Annotated in this window: 16 protein-coding genes; 12 read left to right on the top strand and 4 right to left on the bottom strand. The window is 40.4% G+C overall.

Annotated features, from left to right (window positions below):
• Positions 1–93 precede the first annotated feature (93 nt).
• From apbC to B1201_RS02955, 8 genes are all read left to right on the top strand, one after another.
• Positions 94–1,365 (top strand): iron-sulfur cluster carrier protein ApbC, encoded by a 1,272-nt coding sequence (gene apbC, locus B1201_RS02990; protein ID WP_078192267.1) that lies wholly within the window; start codon positions 94–96, stop codon positions 1,363–1,365.
• A gap of 198 nt (positions 1,366–1,563) precedes the next feature.
• Positions 1,564–1,866: a hypothetical protein gene (locus B1201_RS02985; RefSeq protein ID WP_078192266.1), complete on the top strand. Its 303-nt coding sequence runs from the start codon at positions 1,564–1,566 to the stop codon at positions 1,864–1,866.
• Positions 1,867–2,131: 265 nt separating this feature from the next.
• On the top strand, positions 2,132–2,725 hold the full coding sequence (locus B1201_RS02980; protein ID WP_078192265.1) for a LysE family translocator: 594 nt from the start codon (positions 2,132–2,134) through the stop codon (positions 2,723–2,725).
• Between the two features lie 112 nt (positions 2,726–2,837).
• On the top strand, positions 2,838–3,407 hold the full coding sequence (gene dcd / locus B1201_RS02975) for a dCTP deaminase (protein ID WP_005008040.1): 570 nt from the start codon (positions 2,838–2,840) through the stop codon (positions 3,405–3,407).
• Between the two features lie 244 nt (positions 3,408–3,651).
• Positions 3,652–5,709 (top strand): hypothetical protein, encoded by a 2,058-nt coding sequence (locus B1201_RS02970; protein ID WP_078192264.1) that lies wholly within the window; start codon positions 3,652–3,654, stop codon positions 5,707–5,709.
• A 10-nt stretch (positions 5,710–5,719) separates the two neighbouring features.
• Complete coding sequence (locus B1201_RS02965) at positions 5,720–6,409, top strand: hypothetical protein (protein WP_078192263.1); 690 nt, start codon at positions 5,720–5,722, stop codon at positions 6,407–6,409.
• Between the two features lie 30 nt (positions 6,410–6,439).
• Positions 6,440–8,620 carry a DUF6160 family protein gene (locus B1201_RS02960; RefSeq protein WP_078192262.1) on the top strand — a complete coding sequence of 727 codons (2,181 nt, stop codon included), beginning with the start codon at positions 6,440–6,442 and terminating at the stop codon, positions 8,618–8,620.
• Positions 8,621–8,670: 50 nt separating this feature from the next.
• On the top strand, positions 8,671–9,972 hold the full coding sequence (locus B1201_RS02955) for a hypothetical protein (RefSeq protein WP_078192261.1): 1,302 nt from the start codon (positions 8,671–8,673) through the stop codon (positions 9,970–9,972).
• Positions 9,973–10,034: 62 nt separating this feature from the next.
• Here B1201_RS02955 and B1201_RS02950 read toward each other — a convergent pair whose 3' ends face one another.
• The 4 genes from B1201_RS02950 to B1201_RS02935 form a co-directional block, all read right to left on the bottom strand.
• Positions 10,035–11,750, bottom strand: coding sequence for a proline--tRNA ligase (locus tag B1201_RS02950; RefSeq protein ID WP_078192260.1), 1,716 nt, complete (start codon positions 11,748–11,750; stop codon positions 10,035–10,037).
• A gap of 96 nt (positions 11,751–11,846) precedes the next feature.
• Positions 11,847–14,951, bottom strand: coding sequence for an efflux RND transporter permease subunit (locus B1201_RS02945; protein ID WP_078192259.1), 3,105 nt, complete (start codon positions 14,949–14,951; stop codon positions 11,847–11,849).
• 23 nt (positions 14,952–14,974) lie between these two features.
• On the bottom strand, positions 14,975–16,078 hold the full coding sequence (locus B1201_RS02940; protein WP_078192258.1) for an efflux RND transporter periplasmic adaptor subunit: 1,104 nt from the start codon (positions 16,076–16,078) through the stop codon (positions 14,975–14,977).
• 46 nt (positions 16,079–16,124) lie between these two features.
• Positions 16,125–16,715 (bottom strand): hypothetical protein, encoded by a 591-nt coding sequence (locus B1201_RS02935; RefSeq protein ID WP_373684749.1) that lies wholly within the window; start codon positions 16,713–16,715, stop codon positions 16,125–16,127.
• Positions 16,716–17,061: 346 nt separating this feature from the next.
• On the opposite strand from B1201_RS02935, the gene pilG reads away from it, so the two are divergent.
• From pilG to B1201_RS02915, 4 genes are read left to right on the top strand one after another with little or no spacing between them, the layout of a single operon-like run.
• On the top strand, positions 17,062–17,445 hold the full coding sequence (gene pilG / locus B1201_RS02930) for a twitching motility response regulator PilG (protein WP_078191060.1): 384 nt from the start codon (positions 17,062–17,064) through the stop codon (positions 17,443–17,445).
• Between the two features lie 29 nt (positions 17,446–17,474).
• Entirely contained in the window at positions 17,475–17,843 is a 369-nt protein-coding gene (locus B1201_RS02925) for a response regulator (protein WP_078191059.1), read from the top strand.
• 6 nt (positions 17,844–17,849) lie between these two features.
• The gene (locus tag B1201_RS02920; protein WP_078191058.1) at positions 17,850–18,386 is read left to right on the top strand and encodes a chemotaxis protein CheW; all 537 of its coding nucleotides are present in this window, start codon (positions 17,850–17,852) and stop codon (positions 18,384–18,386) included.
• Positions 18,387–18,430: 44 nt separating this feature from the next.
• On the top strand, positions 18,431–20,506 hold the full coding sequence (locus B1201_RS02915) for a methyl-accepting chemotaxis protein (RefSeq protein WP_078192256.1): 2,076 nt from the start codon (positions 18,431–18,433) through the stop codon (positions 20,504–20,506).
• Positions 20,507–20,520: the final 14 nt, after the last annotated feature.

The following is a 20,520-nucleotide window of genomic DNA, read 5'->3' as shown; positions in this document are numbered from 1 at the left end:
GGGATAAGTCATTCATCTCCCTCTTACTCTGGGGCAGATGAACAGGTAAACTATCGCTATTATCTTTTGATGTTCCTGTTTGGAGACAACATAATGTCGTGGCTTTCTTCTCTAAAATCTGTGTTTTCACCCTCCCAAGAGGTGAAAGAAGAGGAAATCCAACAGGTTTTACAAAACTATGTACTTCCCAATTCAAATAATGCCTTAAAAGACCGTATTACTCAGGTGAATGTGCAAGGTCAGATCTTACAGATCACGATTAATACCTTTCCTTCAGAAGCCGATGACTTGCAAAAAATCCATGATGATTTGGCTGATGCGTTGGAAAAATGCCGCATTAACGAACTGAATATGCATGTGATTCAACAAAAAACAGGGCATAAATCTGAAGGTGGTTGTGGTCATCATCATGCAGAAGGCGAAAGCTGTTCTAGCCAAGAAAAAGCTGAAAGTTCTGCAGCAAAAAGCCAGTTACCTCCAGTTGTGGATGCGTCTGCGAAAACACCCGAAGCACCTGCCGAAGTTGATCCGAATAACCCACCGATTCAAAAAGCCGCTCCACAACAGCGTGATGTACCGAAACACCCACGCATTAAAAATGTTATTTTGGTGTCATCTGGTAAAGGTGGTGTGGGTAAATCGACCACCACAGTGAATTTGGCGCTTGCATTACAACAACTGGGTTTAAAAGTTGGGGTATTGGATGCCGATATCTATGGTCCAAGTATTCCAACGATGCTCGGCAATGCAGGCCGCACGCCGATGATTGAAGCTGAGCAATTTGTTCCTATCGAAGCATATGGTATGGCTGTGCTTTCAATTGGTCACTTAACAGGTGATAACAATACGCCAGTGGCTTGGCGTGGGCCGAAAGCGACAGGGGCTTTAATGCAGCTCTTTAACCAAACTTTATGGCCTGATCTGGATGTATTGATCATTGATATGCCACCAGGCACAGGTGATATTCAGTTGACGCTTGCACAGCGTATACCGGTGACAGGTGCTGTGATTGTGACGACACCACAAAACGTTGCATTAATGGATGCGACCAAAGGCATTGAGTTGTTTAATCGTGTACACATTCCCGTGATGGGCGTGGTTGAAAATATGTCGACCCATATCTGTTCGAACTGTGGACATGAAGAGCAAATCTTTGGCACAGGTGGTGGCGACCAACTTTCAGCCCAATACGACATTCCACTCTTAGGCCGTTTACCGCTGAACGTACAAATTCGTGAAAATGCCGATGCAGGGAAACCGTCTGTGATTGCTGGTGATGATGCTGCTGAAAGCTATGTGGCGATTGCGCAAAAAATTGCAGATGCATTGCCTCAAGCTGAAAAAGATAAAAACCGTATTTTCTAAGGGTTAACTGAAATTTAAGTTGCTCGCATTAAATCTGGCCTCGTGTCAGATTTTTTTTCTTAATAAGACCCATTTTGATTTTTTATAGGCAGTTGGTTGCTGTAATTACACAATATTACATTGTATGCATATGTAACGATATATTTTAGCGCTTAATCACACTCATTAAATTATCTTGATAAATAATGAGTTAACCAAATGAAAACTTTAGTCAAATCTATCGTTCTTGCTATGAGTACAACTGTGTTCGCTGCTTCTGCAATGGCAAATACAACGGCTCCTACGGCGAAACAAGTTGCAGGTCAAATTGCGCAACAAAAAATCGCTGCAAATTCAGATGTACAAAAAGCGGTAAAAGCAAAGTCTGAAGCTGAAGCGACAGCGGCAAAAAAAATCAGTGATCAAAAATCAAAATTGACTGCAAAAGAACTCAAAGCGAAAAAAGCAGCTGAAGCTAAAGCACAAACTGCAAAAGACTTTAAAAAAGCGATTGTGGGTTAATCACTGACCATTGATTTTTCAGTGCGCCTGACCTTGGTCAGGCTTTTTTTGTCCTTATGAAAAAACAGTAGCGTTAAATATAAGATTCTTAGAGGATTTTGACTGCGTAGTTTTTTTACATTATACGCTGAAATATTTGCTTAATATTTTGATATTTAAAAATAAAAATTAGTCATCACTAAAATTCATTAATCATCGTAAAATAAGTTTTTGCTAAGTCCAGCAAACTGAATTAATCTTCGCGGATTAAGTTTGAGGTCAAAGTATGATTTCTTGGTTTTTTATTGGTCTAGTTATCAGTATTTTGTTAACACCGGGACCAACCAATACGTTACTCGCATCTTCGGGTATTCAAGTTGGGCTACGTAAATCATTCCGACTCATTCCGGCGGAAGCCTTTGGTTATCTTATTTCGATTAGCCTATGGGGTTTTCTCATTGGTAAAATTTCCGTACATCTCCCTTTACTGCCGACCATTTTGAAATTGTTTAGTGCCGGCTATATTCTATTTTTGGCTATGCGATTATGGCGTACAGCAACTGTCGCTGAAAACTTTAATCAAAAGGGCATTCGTGCACGCGAATTGTTTGTTGCGACTTTATTAAACCCCAAAGCATTATTATTCGCATCTGCGATTTTCCCTGCATTGGCTTGGCAAAATGCGCAGTATTATGTAGCTCATATGCTAATTTTTTTGCTGTTGATCGTTCCAATAGCATTCTTTTGGACCTTCCTTGGTTCCGTTTTGGCGTCGAATAAAATTAGTTGGCTCAATCAAGCCAATTTACAACGAACAGCATCGCTAGTCTTGGTTAGTTTTTCGATTCCACTGAGTTATTCTGCGATTTTAAAACTCTAAAATGATTTGAAAATGACTAAATCCGCTTAGTTCGGCAAAGCTTATTTTCATTAAGTCGGATTTCAGTTAAAGTACCACGCAATAATTGATTTAAGTTTTTGGATAGAGATAAATGGCTATTAAGTCTGATCGTTGGATTCGCGAAATGAGCGAAAAACACGGCATGATTGAACCGTATGCAGAAAACCAAGTCCGTTATGATGAAAATGGCGAAAAGCTTATTTCGTATGGCGTGTCGAGCTATGGTTATGACGTGCGCTGTGCTCGTGAATTTAAAGTCTTTACCAATGTTCATTCAGCAATTGTTGACCCTAAAAACTTTGACGATAAAAGCTTTATTGATATCGAATCAGACGTTTGTATCATTCCGCCGAACTCGTTTGCACTGGCACGTACAGTCGAATATTTTCGTATTCCCCGTAATGTGTTAACCGTTTGTTTGGGTAAATCGACCTATGCTCGCTGCGGTATTATTGTCAATGTGACGCCTCTTGAACCAGAGTGGGAAGGTCACGTGACTTTAGAATTTTCGAATACAACCAACTTACCTGCACGTATATACGCGGGTGAAGGTGTCGCACAAATGTTGTTCTTCGAATCAGATGAAGTGTGTGAAACCTCTTATAAAGACCGTGGTGGTAAATACCAAGGTCAAACCGGTGTGACATTACCGAAAGCTTAATCCTTCGGATTGAGTTTAAAAAAGCGGGCGAATTAGCCCGCTTTTTTGTTGGGTCATTCATCGGAAAATAGACCATTCGGTGGGGAAGTTTTTGCAATTGAGTAATTATTCAGCATAATAAAAAGTTAAGTGACTGGTCTATCACAAGTCTCCATTTAAGGAATAAATGGACAATAACATCAAAGCCAGTTCTCAGGAATAAATATAAGAGAGATGCAGAGCATCTGATAAAAGGAAGGTCGAGATGACTCAATTCACCCAGGCTAAGTTATTCCGCCAGAGTTGCTTAGCAGCCGCAGTCAGCATTTTTGCTGCACCAACTGTATATGCGCTTCAAGATTTATCAGATGAAGCACTTTCAGCCACAACGGGTGAAGGTGTTGCACTCACTTTAGAAAATTTCAAAATGGTCTTTCAAGGGCCAAATGACCGTTCTACGGCTTCTAGTTATGCGTCAGGTATGGTTGATCCTGGGAAAAGCGATACAGGTTTTATTCGGATTATTCCTACTGGTGAAAACTATGAACAATTAGGCCAGCGTGCTTACGATAAAATCTACAAAGCAGCTTATGTTGATGCTTATCAGCAAGGGCGAGTTACGGGCTATAACGGTGTTTATGACTCAACTTTTACAAGTTCAAAAAGCACCTATGAGACAAATAATGCTACACGTATAACCAATGAAACCATCGCAACATATTCAACAGAATATCGTGGCCGATTAGTACAGTCTTATCTTGAATCGCCAACGATGCAGGCATATTACAATCAGCGTTATGCAGATTATAAAGATGGTACTATTATTTCGGGCTTAGAAACTGATGGAACAACAAAGAATACGTTGACAGCAGGTCAGGATAATAAATCTAAAGAATATGCACTGCAAAATACGTATGAGATGATTGAGTTACTATACGGTAACAATAGTACGGGTAATTTACCGACCACTTCGACTTTTTATAAAAATTATGTCTCAGGAAAAATTACCCGTTCAAATATTATTGATACAACAAAAGATGCTCAGTTGAATGCCAAAGCTGCAGAAACCCTCAATCAGTTGGCAACGGACTATGCCAAGCTTGAAGCTCAAAAGGCAAGCGATGCAGCATTAGCAACCGTGAAGAAAAATGCTGAGATTACAGCAAAACAAATTGCTTCGACTGCGACCGTATCGAGTCTCAGATCGAAAGCAGATGTATTTATATATGGCTTAGCCCTGTCCAATAGCAAAGATAAAAATGGCAAAAGTTCATTAGCAACGCGCTATACAGACCAAGGATTTAATTGGGGTACAGCAGAAAACCCATGGCTTTTCCATGCGGGGAATCAAGATGTTGAACAATTTGCGAAAGATAATAAGGGGAATGTTGGTTACTTAGCCATTGAGGCACCATTAAAGAAAATTGCGGCAGATGATGCATCTAACAACATCAAGCTTGGTTTGTGGATGGATGTATTTTCACGGTCTTTAAATTCAAGTAATGTCGTCGATCCGATTACCGGTGCGCCGACCAGTGGCTTAGATAAAGACTATCGTTTACGTACTCAAATTGTTGCGAATGGTTTGAGTTTTAATGGTTCACAAGTTCGAATTTTTCAAACCCTAAAATCAACAAATACCAACTATAACCAAACTTTAGGTTTAGCCAGTTTAATTCGTATTAATACCAATGATCGTGCTGAGTCACTGAGTATCAATGACGGTGATTTGGATGCTCGCGGTATGCGTATCAGTACAGCTGCACGCTCCGAACTGGATGATGGTACTGCAGCGACACCAGCGATGGATCGATCTGCAGCTCCAATCTTTCATGAAACTGAAGGTCTATATTTATATAGCCCAAATATCAATTTAGTTTTAGGAAATATGTATCAGCCCTTTATTGTGGGTTCAGAAGGTCGAAATATTATTCTGGAAGTAACTCGTATTCCAAATGTGCCTTCTATTTACAGTAAAATTTATACCTACTATACGGATATCCCGGGTAATACCACAGGTACATCGGGTTTAACCGCTGCTGACTTTAAAGGTTCAACCTGTAACGTCTATAGTTGTGGTACGGAGTTAAAAGCAAACTCTTCAGATGCGACAGCACTATATCAAGGGCGTAATGCAACACATAGTAGTATTGCAATCGGTACAGTAGAGCGCTTGCCTGGTAATCTGCTGAATGCAAAAAGTACGGATACGGCGACAGGTGTGGTCTTTAAAGGTGTCAATGGACAAAGCACGAATTTAGGATCTGTTGCCATAGATGGCGTCTTGATTCAGCACTTAAAAATAAGAACAACAGGGCTGTAGGAGAAATTACATGTATAAAATTTTATGCGCTGTTGTTTGTGCTGCACTGACACAAACTCATGCAGGCTTAGTGTCTATGGATAATACCGAACTCACTGCTGCAACCGGTCAAGGTGGTGCTGATCTCAGTTGGACACTTTCATTAAACCATCAATATGCCAATGATATGTCAAAAAACAACATATCAATCATGGATGCGAATGGTAAAACGACTCAAGCTTTTTATGGATATCAATGTTCATCCAATGAGTTTTGTCGCTTAGCACTTGCGCCCAATAATCATGTGGATGCAAATGGTAATAAGAAATGGTTGGTGTTTAAACAGTTTCAAGGAACGTTACAGATCGATCAATTTTCACTAGATGGTGTGACGATTATCAATCGTGAAGGTAATCCACAAACGGCTATGCAGTTGACATTTTATGATGACAAGCCATTAAAAATCAGGAATTTAGGTTTTGCTACGTTGGCGGTGGAAACAGGGATGACAGGTAAGGAAGGTTATGAAAATACCAGTACTTATACGACCTATACCGAAAAGAAAGCTGATGGAACAACTTCAACTTTAGCAGTGCCTGATTTTGATCGTGGTTCAGAACAAGGATTTATGGGTGTTAATGTGCATGGCAACATGCACATGAGTGGAAAGTTAAACATCTTCAGTTTTAACTGCACTGGAAATGGTGCAGGTCGCTGTTAATCAGCTTTGACTGAATATAAGGATATTGTGATGAAAAAAATAACAACTTTAACGGCACTCGCAACCAGTATTTTACTTGCTCAACACGCCTATGCTTTTGAAGCGATGACCGATGAAAGCTTGGGTGCATTTACTGGCCAAGATGGTATTTCGATTACCCATGAAGTTTCTAGAGTCAAAGTTGATCAGTTAAATTGGGTTGACCCAACCGACCAAAATAAGATGAAAATGGGTTTGCACAATGTGCAAATAGATGGCGTTGGGCAAAGCACCATTACATCAAAATTAGATTTTGATGTCGGGACTACGGATGCTGGTGTAGGCATGCGTATAGCTGCGAGTGTCAGCCCATTTACTGCTGTTGCACAAAATATTATGTTGCTGTGTCAAGGTGCAACGTGCCAAACGCCTACACAAAATTTAGGTTCACTTACGATTGCAACATCTTCACCTTTAAAAGTATTACTTGAAACCAGCAATGGTCTATTTAACCGTAATGATACGGCGTATATGGAATTTCAATTGCAAAATGCCAGTATTAGTCATGGTATGAATGGACATAGCGTAACCTTAAAGGACTTTAACTTTAACTTTGCGGGTTCAGGTTATATGTATGTGGCTGCTGATGAAGGCATTGTTCTCACTACAAAATCTACAGGGAGCAAAGACCATACGGTCAATTTGGGGCGGGTCAAGGACACTTCAGATGTACATAGCTCACGTAGCGATGCCACAAACCCCGGCGTTAATATCGATTTACGATACGGTACCGATGGTGGTGCACAGCGCAATTTAATTCGTATGGGAGCATCGGGTGCTGTCACTAATGCACGAGTTGCCTTAAATGCCAATCAAGAAGGAATTAAAGATTTTGGTCTAGCAACGAAAGCTTCAGGATATGAGTCCGTTGGTTCAGGTGGTTTACATTTAGGTGTGCGCGCGGATTTCACTTCAAAAGATGATCCGAGTCTTGTTGCAGGTCAAGCACCGACAACCTTAGAAATTGGCCATACGGGTATTGGTAGTTATGCCATTGAATTTTCTAATTTAACATCTTTAGTTGCTGATAAAAATGCCTATATTGATTTTGGCGATATTTATATCAATACCATTCAAGCAAAAAGCCTTGATTTTCTGGTAAATGATAAATTAAAAGCGACATTAGGTTTAACCAATAATGTTTTAACCCAGAATCTGTCAAATCAAACGGCGGGTGGAAATTTTGCACTTGTGGCGATTCGTGGTATGGATTTTCAGTCCATCGCGCGTACCGCACGATTTATTTCGGATAACTCAATTGCTGCAATTGCAAGTAATGACAACAGTTGGGGGATTGGTATCCCGATTTATAATATGAATGCCAACGTTGCATTATCAGAGAAAAAATACAGTTATAAAAATGCGGCTGAAAAATCAGGTATTGGCTATAACCTTGTGATGAGCACAGATGGTTATGGTGTTGATAAAAAAACAGGAACGCCAAGTACAACATCCATTATTTTGATTGATGGTAAAAAAGGTATTAATGGTCAAGAAGTCAATTATTATGCAGGCTTAAGAAACATCAATGCACTTATTCAATCTGATGGTGTGATTGGCTATGAAAATGATGGCATCTATGTACGTGCAGATAATTTATTGATTGCAGCCAATGCCGAGTTAGCGATTGGTCAACTTCCGGGTTCAACCTATAACTGTGCGACTACAGCTTCTGCCAAATGTGGGACCACAGTACCTTTAGATAATTTCTCTAAACGTGATGATGTGTTGACGAATATTGCGTTTAAACTCGATGGTAAAGGTGAGCTATTTATAGTACCGGGTCTAAATGACAGTGCAGAAAATAATTATTTATCTTTCCGTGGAAGCTTTGAATTTAAAGCATTAACTGATGCTGAAAGGAAAGATCAAAAAGTTATGGGAAGCTATTTAAGTTTGATGAATGAAGATGTAAATGCCAGCGGTGTCATTTCAGCTTCAAGTATCAATATTAATAAAATGCAGGGCGATCTAGGTTTTGATGCTCGAATTAAAATGAAACAAGATTCGGTAGAGTTTGATAATCAGGTGAAATTCAATCCAACCAATAATATGTCTAAAGCGTTTCGTGCAGAAGTTTCGATGTTAACAAATGGCAATATGCAAAAGATGGCGGATATTGCCCTAACAGGTGGAACAATGCGAAGTACGATGGGGATTACTCCACGCTAGTAAAATTAAATCAATAACAAATAAATAAAATAACGAACAGGGAATTTGTTATGAAAAAGAAGTTAATCAGAGGTTTGATATTCTCGACATTTGCGATGAGTAGCTTATCTCATGCAATGATGGCTTTAGATGATGAAAGCTTATCAAAAGTTGATGGTCAAGCTTTACTCTCCATGGAATATACGCAGGGGTATAATTCTGTGGATGAGAGTGGACAAGCCGTTGACCAATCCAAAGTTGGCTTTTATAAACTTGGTTTGGAAGCTGAAATGGAGCTCAATGCCAATATTAAAAAGCTCCAATTGGGTTGTGGTGGTGCAAATGGCTCAGGTGCTTGTGATATTGATATTGATCATATTTCACTGAGTGGCTTGCCTGCAAATAGCAATTATACGTCGGATGAACGTGCGGCAACTTCAGCTTTGCTGACCAATCCTTTTATCGAAATTGCAATTAAAGATCCGAAATCAGCGGCAACACGTGAAGTGATGGGCTTTCGTTTGAGCGCTGAAAAAATTTCTGGATTAATGACATTAGGTACAGAAAATAGCAATACACCCAATGGTATCAATACCTTTAGTGGTTATATGAAAACAAAAGCGTCTGCGGGTGTTGCAACAACTGCCGAGCGTGTGATGGACTATGCTTCTACGCAGCAATACATTGAAGGGGCTGTTAAGGGGACATTATTTGGTGCTGAAGTTGATCTACCGCTTCACTACAAATCAGATAATTATTCTTTTAATTTAAAATCAACCACGGCTCCTTTTACGATTCCAGCCACTGTTGTAAGTGGGAATCGAATGACAGATGTACAGTTAAAGGGTACAGGAACTGTTGATCGTCTAGATTTTAGTGGTCCATTAGTAGCTCAAATCTCTCTACTCGGTTTAAACATTAATTTGGATAAAGATGTGACGGGGTATCTTACTGGGCTAAAAACCGATATTACGGTAAATCAAAGTTTAGGTTTGATTCACGCACTATATTTAAATAACCCTGCTTCGCTGTCTTTGCAAGCTCAAAAAATACTCTGGCCTGGTGCTGCAGTCGCAGCAGAAAGAGGGTGGTGGTTGGCGATGGAAGATGAAGTTGATTTGGGCAGTATTACACCATCAGATAAAGTGGCGATTACAGATGAAGTGTTGAAACAAACGATCGCCGGAATTAACCATGACCTAAGTACCAATGTTCGTAACTGTGGAGATTTACTCTTTGGTTGTGTTGCAGGTTCTTCTTTGGATGTTAAAGAGATTAAAAACCCGTCATTAATTGATTTCCCATTAACCAATTTAAAACTGTCTGGACAGGAGTTTCGTTCTAACTGCTTCGGCGGTCTGAAATTCTGTTAAGGCTTAAAATATTTGATATAAAAAATCCCGCACTTAGCGGGATTTTTTATATTTAGCGCAAATTATTTTGCAATTTTCGCTAAAAGGTCTTCTTTACTTAAGTTGCTTGATTCTTCATCACGGCGACCTTTGTACTCAAATGTACCAGCATCCAAACCTTTCTCGCCAATGACAATACGGTGTGGAATACCTGTTAACTCGATGTCAGAGAATTTAACACCCGGACGTTCATTACGATCATCAAGAAGCACATCATAACCAGCAGCAGTTAATTCTGCATACAGTGCTTCAGCAGCTTCCATTGTACGCGGTGACTTATGTGCATTCATGGGCACAATAGCAACTTCGAAAGGAGCAATTGCAGACGGCCAAATAATCCCTTTGTCATCGAAGTTTTGTTCAATCGCAGAAGCAACAACACGGGTTACACCAATACCGTAGCAACCCATAGTCACAACGAGAGGTTTGCCATCTTCACCTAAAACTTTACAGCCAAGCGCTTCAGAGTATTTTTGACCCAACTGGAAGATATGACCAACTTCGATACCACGTTTAATCAAGATTGTACCTTGACCATCTGGAGAAGGGTCACCTTCAACAACATTACGAAGGTCATAAACTTCGGTGTATTGTGCATCACGTTCCCAGTTTACACCTACAGCATGTTTATCGACTTGGTTTGCACCAGCAACAAAGTCTGAAAGTACAGACGCTGCACGGTCAACAATAACGGTAATGCCTTTTTCGGTTAAGCCTTGAGGGCCACAGAAACCAGCAGTTAAGCCTAAGTCAGCTAATTGTGCTTCAGTTGCAAAAGTTAATGGAGCAGCAATTAATGGGTGTTTTTCTGCTTTAATTTCATTCAGTTCATGGTCGCCACGTAGGAATAAGGCAACCACTGGTGCAGCTTTACCTTCTTCAGCAACACCTTGAACCAATAATGCTTTGACAGATTGAGTAGGGTCTGATTTAAGGAATTCAGAAACCTCAGCAATGGTTTTCTGATTTGGTGTATCAACAATCTCAAGTGCTTTAGTCGGAGCAGCACGTTCACCTACTAATACTGCTTCCGCCATTTCTACGTTAGCAGCATAATCTGACTCTGTAGAGAATGCGATGTCATCTTCGCCGCTAGACGCAAGGACGTGGAATTCGTGTGAACCCGAACCACCAATTGAACCTGTATCCGCTTGAACTGGACGGAAATTTAAACCTAAACGAGTGAAAATTTTGCAATAAGCTGCATACATCTTGTCATAGGTTTCTTGTAAAGAAGCTTGGTCAACATGGAAAGAATAGGCATCTTTCATGATGAATTCACGTGAACGCATCACACCGAAACGAGGGCGGATTTCGTCACGGAATTTGGTTTGTACTTGGTAGAAGTTTGCAGGCAATTGCTTATAGCTTTTCAATTCATTGCGAGCAAGATCTGTAATCACTTCTTCATGTGTAGGGCCAAGTACAAAGTCATTGTTGTGACGGTCTTTAAAACGTAAAAGTTCTGGACCATATTGTACGAAACGACCTGATTCTTCCCATAAAGATGCGGGTTGAGTGACAGGCATCAGGACTTGAAGTGAACCAGCACGATCCATCTCTTCGCGGATAATCGCTTCAACTTTATTTAATACGCGAACGCCCATCGGCAGCCAAGTGTATAAACCTGAAGCCAATTTACGAATCATCCCGGCACGAAGCATAAGCTGATGTGAAATAACTTCAGCATCGTTTGGGGTTTCTCTTAACGTTGCAAATAAAAAGCGACTCGCGCGCATGGAAACTGTCCTAAAAAATTAAGCGTTAAAGTGGAGAGTATACAATAAAAAATGAGGTGAACATTTTCCAAAGTCACCTCATTTTAGATTTTGTCATTATGACATGATTTTTTTGGCTTGACGTGCAAGGAAGTTTCGGAAATCATCCAAATAGGTAAAAATCACCGGCACAACCACAAGTGTTAGTAGGGTAGAGGTAATTACCCCGCCAATCACGGCATGTGCCATTGGCGCGCTTTGTTCACCGCCTTCACCTAAACCAAGTGCAAGCGGAACCATACCCATCACCATTGCACTGGTGGTCATTAAAATGGGACGTAAACGGGTTTTGCCTGCTTCAATAATCGCTTCATAACGATCTACACCATGATCCATGGCTTTTTTAATAAAGTCGATGAGTAGAATTGCGTTCTTTGTCACCAAGCCCATGAGCATAATAATCCCGATAATGGAAAAGAGGTTCATGGTTGAATTAAATAAGAATAGGGCTAAGAAAACCCCAATCAATGATAAGGGTAATGAAGCCATAATGGCTGCAGGGTGAATGAAGCTATTAAATTGTGAACCCAAAACAATATAAATAAATACAATAGAGAGGGTAATCGCTGTCATTGCATAACCCGCAGACTCAGCCATATCTTTATTGGCACCTTGCGTGACAAAACTATAACCTGGTGGCAAGTCGAAGTTTTTCTCTATCTCATTGATTTCGGCACCAATATCACCCGCAGGACGTCCTGCTGTGTTGGCTTCAACCATCACTTCACGTGCCAGATCACGACGGTTAATTTGTGAAGCACCAAGTGTTTCTTCAAAGCTTGCCACACTTGCCAATGGAACTAAAATAGGTAAGCCTGCAGCATCGGTTTTTTGTGATGTGATGTACATGCTTTGAATGTCAGTTGGCAGTCGTCGCTGATCTTCAGTGAGTCTTAAATTTACATCATAGGTTTCGCCTTTATCATCCTTCCACGTTGTTACATTATCACCCGCAAGAAGAGGGCGTAATACATTGGCGATTTGATTGACGGATAAACCTAAATCACTGGCTAAAACGCGATTGATATGTACACCTAAGGTCGGTTTAGGTTCTTTGAGTGAGCTTTCTAAGTCGACAATACCGTCGACTTTCGAAATTTCTTTCATGAAGCGGTCAGAAATACGTTGTAACTCATCTAAGTCTGGCCCTTTAATCGAGATCATAACCGGCTTTTGGCCGCCCGATACTGTTTCATCAGCTGAGGAAATCGAGGTAATGGTAATACCTGCTACATGTTTTAAGCGGGTACGGAATTCATTGTTGAGATCCGTTAAGGTTTGACTACGCTCCGTACGTGGTGAAACAGTGACACGAATGCTAGCATGGTTTTTACCCCGATCAGTGGCACTATTAATTGCACCATAAGTGGCTTTGACTTCTGGATGTTGGCGAATGATACGATCTACTTGCTTAAGCTTAGCCTGCGAATATTCAAGGGTTGCATCAACTGGTGTTTCAAATTTGATCCGAATTTCACCTTTGTCTGGTACGGGTACAAATTCAGTTCCGATCAGTTTGGATAAACCTAATGCACCAAATAAAGACGCGACGGCGATTAAAAGGGTAATGAGCCTAAATTTTAAAGCAAGCTTGAGTAATTTTTCATAATGATGGCTTAGGTTGTCGAGCTTGCCCGAAATCCAGTTAAAAAAACGTTTGATTTTACCCGGCTTTTTATTTGGATCTTGGCGCTCTGCCCAGTGAGCAGACAACATGGGGTCAAGGGTGAAACTCACAAACATTGAAATCAGTACAGCGGTACTGACGGTTACACCAAATTGATAGAAGAAACGCCCAATAATGCCGCCCATAAATGCCACAGGTAAAAATACCGCGACAATGGTCAATGTTGTGGCCAATACAGCTAAACCAATTTCTTTCGTGCCGTCGAGTGCAGCTGTGACGTGGTCCTTGCCCATATCGGCATGGCGGACAATATTTTCACGAACCACAATGGCATCATCAATGAGTAGACCGATACTTAGTGAGAGAGCCAGTAGGGTCATCATGTTAATGGTAAAACCAAAAATCCAAACAAAGGTGAGGGTACCTAGTAGCGAAATCGGTAGGGTTAAACCTGTAATGGTTGTCGAACGAAATGAGCCGAGAAATAACAATACAATGAGTACCGCAAGTACTGCACCTTCAATAATCGTACGTGCCACGTCTTTAATGCTGCCACGAATACCTTTTGAAGAATCAACCACAATTTCTGCAGTCGTGCCTTTTGGCAATTGCTGTTGGATTTTACTTAAGGTTTTACGGGTATTATCAACCACCTCAATTACATTAGAGTCCGAACTTCTCAGAATGTCGACAGCGACGGCTGTTTTACCATTCAGATAGGCACTCGACTCCATTTCAGCTTGGCTATCTTCTATTTCTGCAATTTGTTTGAGATAAATCGGCGCGCCATTTTTATTGGCAACCACTAAATCACCGAATGAGTTTGGGTGAATAACGCGAGATTTAATTTCGACCACCAATTCTGAATTCTTTTGTTTTAAGGTTCCTCCCGGAACTTCAATATTTTCAGATTTTAGGGTGTTTATAACTTGATCGATCCCAATCCCGAAACTTTGTAATTTTTGCGGATTTACTTGAATACGAATTTGACGCTGTGCATCACCCAATAAATTGACCGTACCGACACCGGGAACTGTTCTGAGTTGTGGCACAATCCGTTGATTGAGATAGGAACTCAAATCACGTAAAGACATGTCCTTCGATTCAAAAACAATCGACATAATCGCACTGGCAGTAGGGTCGTAGCGTTCTACAATCGGGTCATCAATTTCATCACGAAATTGTGCGGTTACTGGTGCAATTTTATCTCGAATATCTTGTGCAGCTACAGAGGACGAGACATCTAGATTAAATTCGACAATGACCGTGGATAAACCTTCACTGGACTGTGAAATGACTTGCTTAAGGCCTGAAATGGTATTGATCTGATCTTCAAGTTTTTTGGTGATTTCAGATTCGACAGACTCAGGAGAAGCACCCGGATAGTTGGTGTAGACAACTACAAAAGGGAAGTCGACATCAGGAAACTCTTCAACGCCCATACGTTGCCAAGAAGCAAGTCCTAGTACCATCAGACAGAACATCATCATGATGGTGAAAACAGGATATTTCACACTAATTCGGGTTAACCACATAACAACTGTCCTGCCTTATTCTTTTAATTTTGGCTGATACTTACATCTTGTTTGATATCTGAATCATTAAATTTAATTCGGCTGATCAGATCACTATTTTGTAAGCCCTGAACAATCGCGGTGTTATTGCTATAACTCTGATTCAAAATTTGTACAGGTACTTTGGCAATTTTATTTTGACGAATGACCCAGACGTAAGGTTTATCTTTTAGACTTTGAATGGTGTCGAGTGGAATTTTTTGGCCTGAAATATTATCCGTGCCTAAGATGTGACCTTCGACAAAAGTACCAATACTTAATGAAGTAATAGTTTCATTTGGGGCTGCAAAAAATTCAATTTGACGACTAACTTGATCGGCAATCGGTGAAATCCGGCTGATTTGTGCTGTGAGTAAATTGCTATTACCTTGGATGCTATATTCAATCTTTTGTCCAATTTTCAGTGCAGCTTGCTGATCACTTGGTAATTTGGCTTGAATTTCTAATTGGTCTGGATTGACGATTTCAAAAAGGGTTTGTCCGGCAGCAACCGTTTGTCCCGGTTCAACATCACGTTTGGTAATCACGCCTTGGATAGGGCTATAAATGGTACCATCTTGATTGGCTTTTCGCGCAATATCGACATTAGCTTGTTGGGCACGAACATTTTCCATTTGAGCTTGGTAATCGACACGACTTTGTTCAAACTCTACTTTGGAAATAAAGCCTTGATTCAGCAAACGTTGTTTACGTTCCATCATCAGTTTGGCTTGATTGGCTTGAGCTTGCGTGGAGGCAAGGTTTGCTTGAGATTGAGCAAGACGTGCGGCATTGTCTTGATTATTTAAACGCACCAACACTTGGCCTTTGCTGACACGTTGTCCGACCTCTGCATTAACATTTGTTGCAGTCGCAGTGACTTGGGCTTGAATACTGCTCTGATTGACTGCTCGAATGGTACCTGTAAAGGCTGTTTTTGAAATGGCGTTGCCTTGTTCGATCGTGACCAGATCTTGTTGAATCAATTCAATCTTATTTTCTGGTTTTACACTTTGCTGCGGATCTTCTTTTTGACATGCAGCCAAAGTCAGGCTTATGCAAAGCAGGCTAAGCTTTAAAAAGGGGGATGATTGCTGTGCAGATTGCATAATGGTCCTTATATCAGCGGTCTACAAAAGCAATTGAATAACAAGTTTATTCCATCGCTTTTAAACGCGTAATAATTCTGTCGTATTCAGCTTCTGTATTTCGATAGCGAGTTTGTAACGATTGAATGTATTCTTTTTTCGCTACCATATTTTTTTGATTATTATCCAACATTGTTTTTAATTTTGCCGGAACGGTTTCACCTTTTCGAAAATGTTCACGTTCTTGACGAACAAATAATACACGATCATTTTGTAATTGTTTTAATTGTTCTTGTTCAAACACGATCTGTTTACGTATACCAGTCAGTGCATCACGCTTTTTAATGGCTGCAGTTCGGCTATTGGTATAGGCTTTTTTAAGTTTGATATCTGACGCTTGCTGACGTGCTTGGGCAGCACGCTGAGGAGCTTGTCTAATGTCAGCTTCAGCATTGTAGGGGCGGTTACGTTTAATCACTTGCATATTTTGATCAAGTGCTTCATAACCATAGCGAATGTGATTTGGTGTCACATTGGTACTGATATTTGCTACACCTTTACTGTCATAGTAGCGATACCAAGTCGCCTTTTGTGGTTGCTGCATATTGTTTGGTGCAGCAAATAAAAGCGGGGTATAAGCCAGTAAACAAATCGTCAGGATGACTTTTTTTGAGAAATGTTTAAGGCCAATCAAGTGAATTTTTTTTGTAAGCGGACTCAACCTTGTACTCCCCAGTTTAAAGTTGACTAAATTACTTATTTTAAAGTAATAATCTTGCTATAATATGCTTAATTAAGACAATTAAATACTATTCCAAGTTAAAAAAAAATCGTTGGTCATCGGAAAGTGTGAAGCAGTTAATAAAAACAAGAAATCTTGTGTGTTTGCGCAGAAAATGTTCATTGAAAACGCAAGTAAAGATATGTTAAAAATGTTCACAACTTGTAAATAATAATGCTGCTAACTTAATTGTTTGTACATCCTCAATGGGTAGGGTCAATAAATGGACGATAAATTCCAAAATCTAAAAGTCATGGTAATTGATGATTCAAAAACCATTCGTCGTACGGCCGAAACGCTGCTTCAGCGTGAAGGATGTGAAGTAGTCACTGCTGTAGATGGTTTTGAAGCACTTTCAAAAATTGCAGATGCGAATCCAGATATCGTATTTGTCGATATAATGATGCCACGTCTAGATGGCTATCAAACTTGTGCCCTGATTAAAAACTCTCAAAATTATCAAAATATTCCTGTGATTATGCTTTCAAGTAAAGATGGTTTATTTGATCAGGCGAAGGGTCGTGTTGTAGGTTCTGATGAATACTTGACTAAGCCATTCAGTAAAGATGAATTGCTGAATGCAATCCGTAATCACGTTACAGCTTAATTAGATTTTTTATTTTTTGGGGAAAAAGCATGGCACGTATCCTAATCGTTGATGATTCACCAACAGAAACATTCCGTTTTAAAGAAATTTTAGGTAAACATGGTTTTGAAGTGATTGAAGCTTCAAATGGGGCAGATGGTGTGACAATGGCTCAAGCTGAGTTACCTGATTTGGTCTTAATGGATGTGGTAATGCCGGGTGTGAATGGATTCCAAGCAACACGTCAAATTGCACGTGGTGCGACCACCAAACATATCCCAATTGTCATTGTAAGTACCAAAGATCAGGCAACTGACCGTGTTTGGGGTAAACGCCAAGGTGCTTCTGATTATCTGACTAAACCTGTAGACGAAAAACAATTAATTGATGTGATTAAGCAACACCTCAATGCAGGATAAAGCTCTATGGCAGCAAATGGATTTATCGAATTACTTCGAATCGCAAAACGAGGAAACAAAAACTACGTTTCCACTGAAAATGAAGTAAACCGATGGTCAGGCATTGCTTTTGAGATGATGGGGCAATATTACGTTGCTCCTTTAGGTGAAGTAGCTGAAGTGATCTACCCACCAAAATATACGCCAGTTCCCAATACCCAACCTTGGGTGATGGGATTAGCCAATATTCGGGGACGCTTACTTTCTTTGTCTGACCTAGCACAATATATAACCGGTCATCGAAGTAGTTTTTCACCCACTCAAAAAGTTTTATGTATTAGTCATAATGACCATTATGTCGGTTTGGTAGTCGATCAAGTTTTGGGTATTCAACACTTTAATAAGAAAAGTTATTTTTCTAAACATAATGAGTTGGATCGAAATTTGCAGGAATATTGTCAGGGGTATTTCCACCAGCATAACCAGCAGTGGAATGTATTTCTCTTCAGTCGTTTACTGCAAAATCCAAAATACATGAACGCATCTATAAAATTTATAAATTAATTGTCGCGCACGAACGAAAGAAGGCGTAATCGGGGAGAAGCTGAATGGGCTTTAAACTTAAAAAGAAAAATACGGGTGAAAGCACCAGTGGTCGTAAAGGCGGTAATGCTTTTCTGGCAAAACTGCAATCACAGACAGATCAATTATCTCGAGTTTTTGGTGATAGTGAAAAATCCAAACCATTTATTTATGGTGCGATTGGTTCATTAGTACTGGCAACGATTATTTTATTATACCTATTTTATAGCGTTCCTCGCGGTAACCAATTAACGCAAAGTTTGGGTGAACTCCGTCTTCTTTCGCAAACAATTTCGCGTCAAGCAACTGAGGCAACTGCATCAGGTACTGAAGATGCAATGAAAAAATTAATTGCCTCTCAAGATTCGTTCAAAGAAAACTTAGAAACTGTAAAAGACATTCATGCAAATACAGATGCGCTGAAATCTGTAGATACGCAGTGGGCTGAGGTCTCAAAAAGTATTGACTTGATTACTTCGCAACAAAAAATCATTAATAAGTTATATGACACGAACATCGCGATTGGTGAAACCATTCCGGGGATTCAGGCGGAATATAACTTGATGGTCGACCAAATGGCACGTCAAGACATGCCTTCGAACCAGGTGGTGATTGCGAAAAACCAGGTATTCATTGCTGAACGTATTTTACGTTCGATCAGCTCGGTGCTTTCCGGTTCTGATAGTTCACGTGAGTCTGCGGATGACTTTAGTGCCGATACTGAAACCTTCGGTTTGTACTTAAATGCCCAATTGGATGGTAGTACAGAGCTTGGTGTACAACGTATTGAAAGCCCTGAATTACGTGAGTCACTTGAAGGTATTAAAGCTGAATATGACGATGTATTAAAATCAGCGGCTGCGACAATTTTGAAAAACTCAACGCAAATTGTGAACGTACGTAAAGCATCTTCACAAATTTTTGCTGAGTCAGACAAATTGTTGGACAACTTAAATCAATTGTCTTCTAGCACAGGTCTGAAAACCATTTTACCTGCGGTACTGTTGATTCTTGCTTTAACAGCCTTCTTGATCTGTGTGTTCAAACTTCTTTCTTTACGTGGTCAATCGGATAAATTCCGTGTAACCCGTCTTCAAGAAGAATATGACCGTAACCAGAACGCGATTTTACGTTTACTCGATGAAATTGCCGATCTTGCAGACGGTGACTTACGTTCGTATGCGACGGTATCTGAAGACTTTACTGGTGCGATTGCCGACTCGATTAACTTCGCAATCGACCAATTACGTGACCTTGTATCGCGTATTACAGAAACTTCTCAAGAAGTTGCGCAATATACGGCGAATACGCAGGGTATTACCAACCAGCTTGCAGAAGCATCTGAACATCAGGCGCAAGAAATTGCTGGTGCATCTGCCGCAATTAACGAAATGGCAATGTCGATTGACCAAGTATCTTCGAACGCTGAAGAATCAGCTGTCGTAGCAGAACGTTCTGTACAAATTGCTGCAAACGGTGCAGATGTCGTAAACCGTTCAATTGAAGGTATGGATACGATTCGTGAACAGATTCAGGAAACCTCAAAACGTATTAAACGTTTGGGTGAGTCTTCTCAAGAGATTGGTAACATTGTCGCACTGATTAACGATATTGCCGACCAAACAAACATCTTGGCATTAAACGCAGCAATTCAGGCGTCAATGGCGGGTGAAGCAGGTCGTGGTTTCGCCGTGGTAGCGGATGAGGTACAGCGTCTTGCGGAACGTTCAGCGTCTGCAACCAAACAGATTGAAGGTTTGGTAAAAACCATTCAAACGGATACTAACGAAGCTGTAATTTCAATGGAACAAACGACTTCGGAAGTTGTACGTGGTGCGAACTTGTCTAAGGATGCCGGCGTAGCACTAGATGAAATTCAGTCTGTATCGGGTAACTTGGCGAAACTGATTGCAAACATTTCGGATGCTGCAAAACTTCAGTCTGCTTCAGCAGGTCATATTGCGACAACGATGAACGTTGTACAAGAAATTACCTCGCAAACCACCAGTGCAACATTTGATACTGCACGTTCGGTATCTGAATTGGCGAATATGGCTGAATCATTACGTGAATCTGTATCTGACTTTAAACTCCCAGAGTAAGTCAGGCGCAAACC

It is taken from the genome of Acinetobacter sp. ANC 5600, assembly GCF_002018395.1.
GTDB lineage: Bacteria > Pseudomonadota > Gammaproteobacteria > Pseudomonadales > Moraxellaceae > Acinetobacter > Acinetobacter amyesii.
The sequence above is the reverse complement of the archived record's forward strand: the minus strand, read 5'-3'. Positions and strand labels throughout refer to the sequence as shown.

Excerpts from the sequence above, each read along its gene's own strand:
- B1201_RS02920 (WP_078191058.1), top strand. The coding sequence starts at position 17,850 with ATGGCAGCAAATGGATTTATCGAATTACTTCGAATCGCAAAACGAGGA.
- apbC (WP_078192267.1), top strand. The coding sequence starts at position 94 with ATGTCGTGGCTTTCTTCTCTAAAATCTGTGTTTTCACCCTCCCAAGAG.
- pilG (WP_078191060.1), top strand. The coding sequence starts at position 17,062 with ATGGACGATAAATTCCAAAATCTAAAAGTCATGGTAATTGATGATTCA.
- B1201_RS02940 (WP_078192258.1), bottom strand. The coding sequence starts at position 16,078 with ATGCAATCTGCACAGCAATCATCCCCCTTTTTAAAGCTTAGCCTGCTT.
- B1201_RS02965 (WP_078192263.1), top strand. The coding sequence starts at position 5,720 with ATGTATAAAATTTTATGCGCTGTTGTTTGTGCTGCACTGACACAAACT.
- B1201_RS02950 (WP_078192260.1), bottom strand. The coding sequence starts at position 11,750 with ATGCGCGCGAGTCGCTTTTTATTTGCAACGTTAAGAGAAACCCCAAAC.
- B1201_RS02960 (WP_078192262.1), top strand. The coding sequence starts at position 6,440 with ATGAAAAAAATAACAACTTTAACGGCACTCGCAACCAGTATTTTACTT.
- dcd (WP_005008040.1), top strand. The coding sequence starts at position 2,838 with ATGGCTATTAAGTCTGATCGTTGGATTCGCGAAATGAGCGAAAAACAC.
- B1201_RS02980 (WP_078192265.1), top strand. The coding sequence starts at position 2,132 with ATGATTTCTTGGTTTTTTATTGGTCTAGTTATCAGTATTTTGTTAACA.
- B1201_RS02945 (WP_078192259.1), bottom strand. The coding sequence starts at position 14,951 with ATGTGGTTAACCCGAATTAGTGTGAAATATCCTGTTTTCACCATCATG.
- B1201_RS02915 (WP_078192256.1), top strand. The coding sequence starts at position 18,431 with ATGGGCTTTAAACTTAAAAAGAAAAATACGGGTGAAAGCACCAGTGGT.
- B1201_RS02970 (WP_078192264.1), top strand. The coding sequence starts at position 3,652 with ATGACTCAATTCACCCAGGCTAAGTTATTCCGCCAGAGTTGCTTAGCA.
- B1201_RS02955 (WP_078192261.1), top strand. The coding sequence starts at position 8,671 with ATGAAAAAGAAGTTAATCAGAGGTTTGATATTCTCGACATTTGCGATG.
- B1201_RS02925 (WP_078191059.1), top strand. The coding sequence starts at position 17,475 with ATGGCACGTATCCTAATCGTTGATGATTCACCAACAGAAACATTCCGT.
- B1201_RS02985 (WP_078192266.1), top strand. The coding sequence starts at position 1,564 with ATGAAAACTTTAGTCAAATCTATCGTTCTTGCTATGAGTACAACTGTG.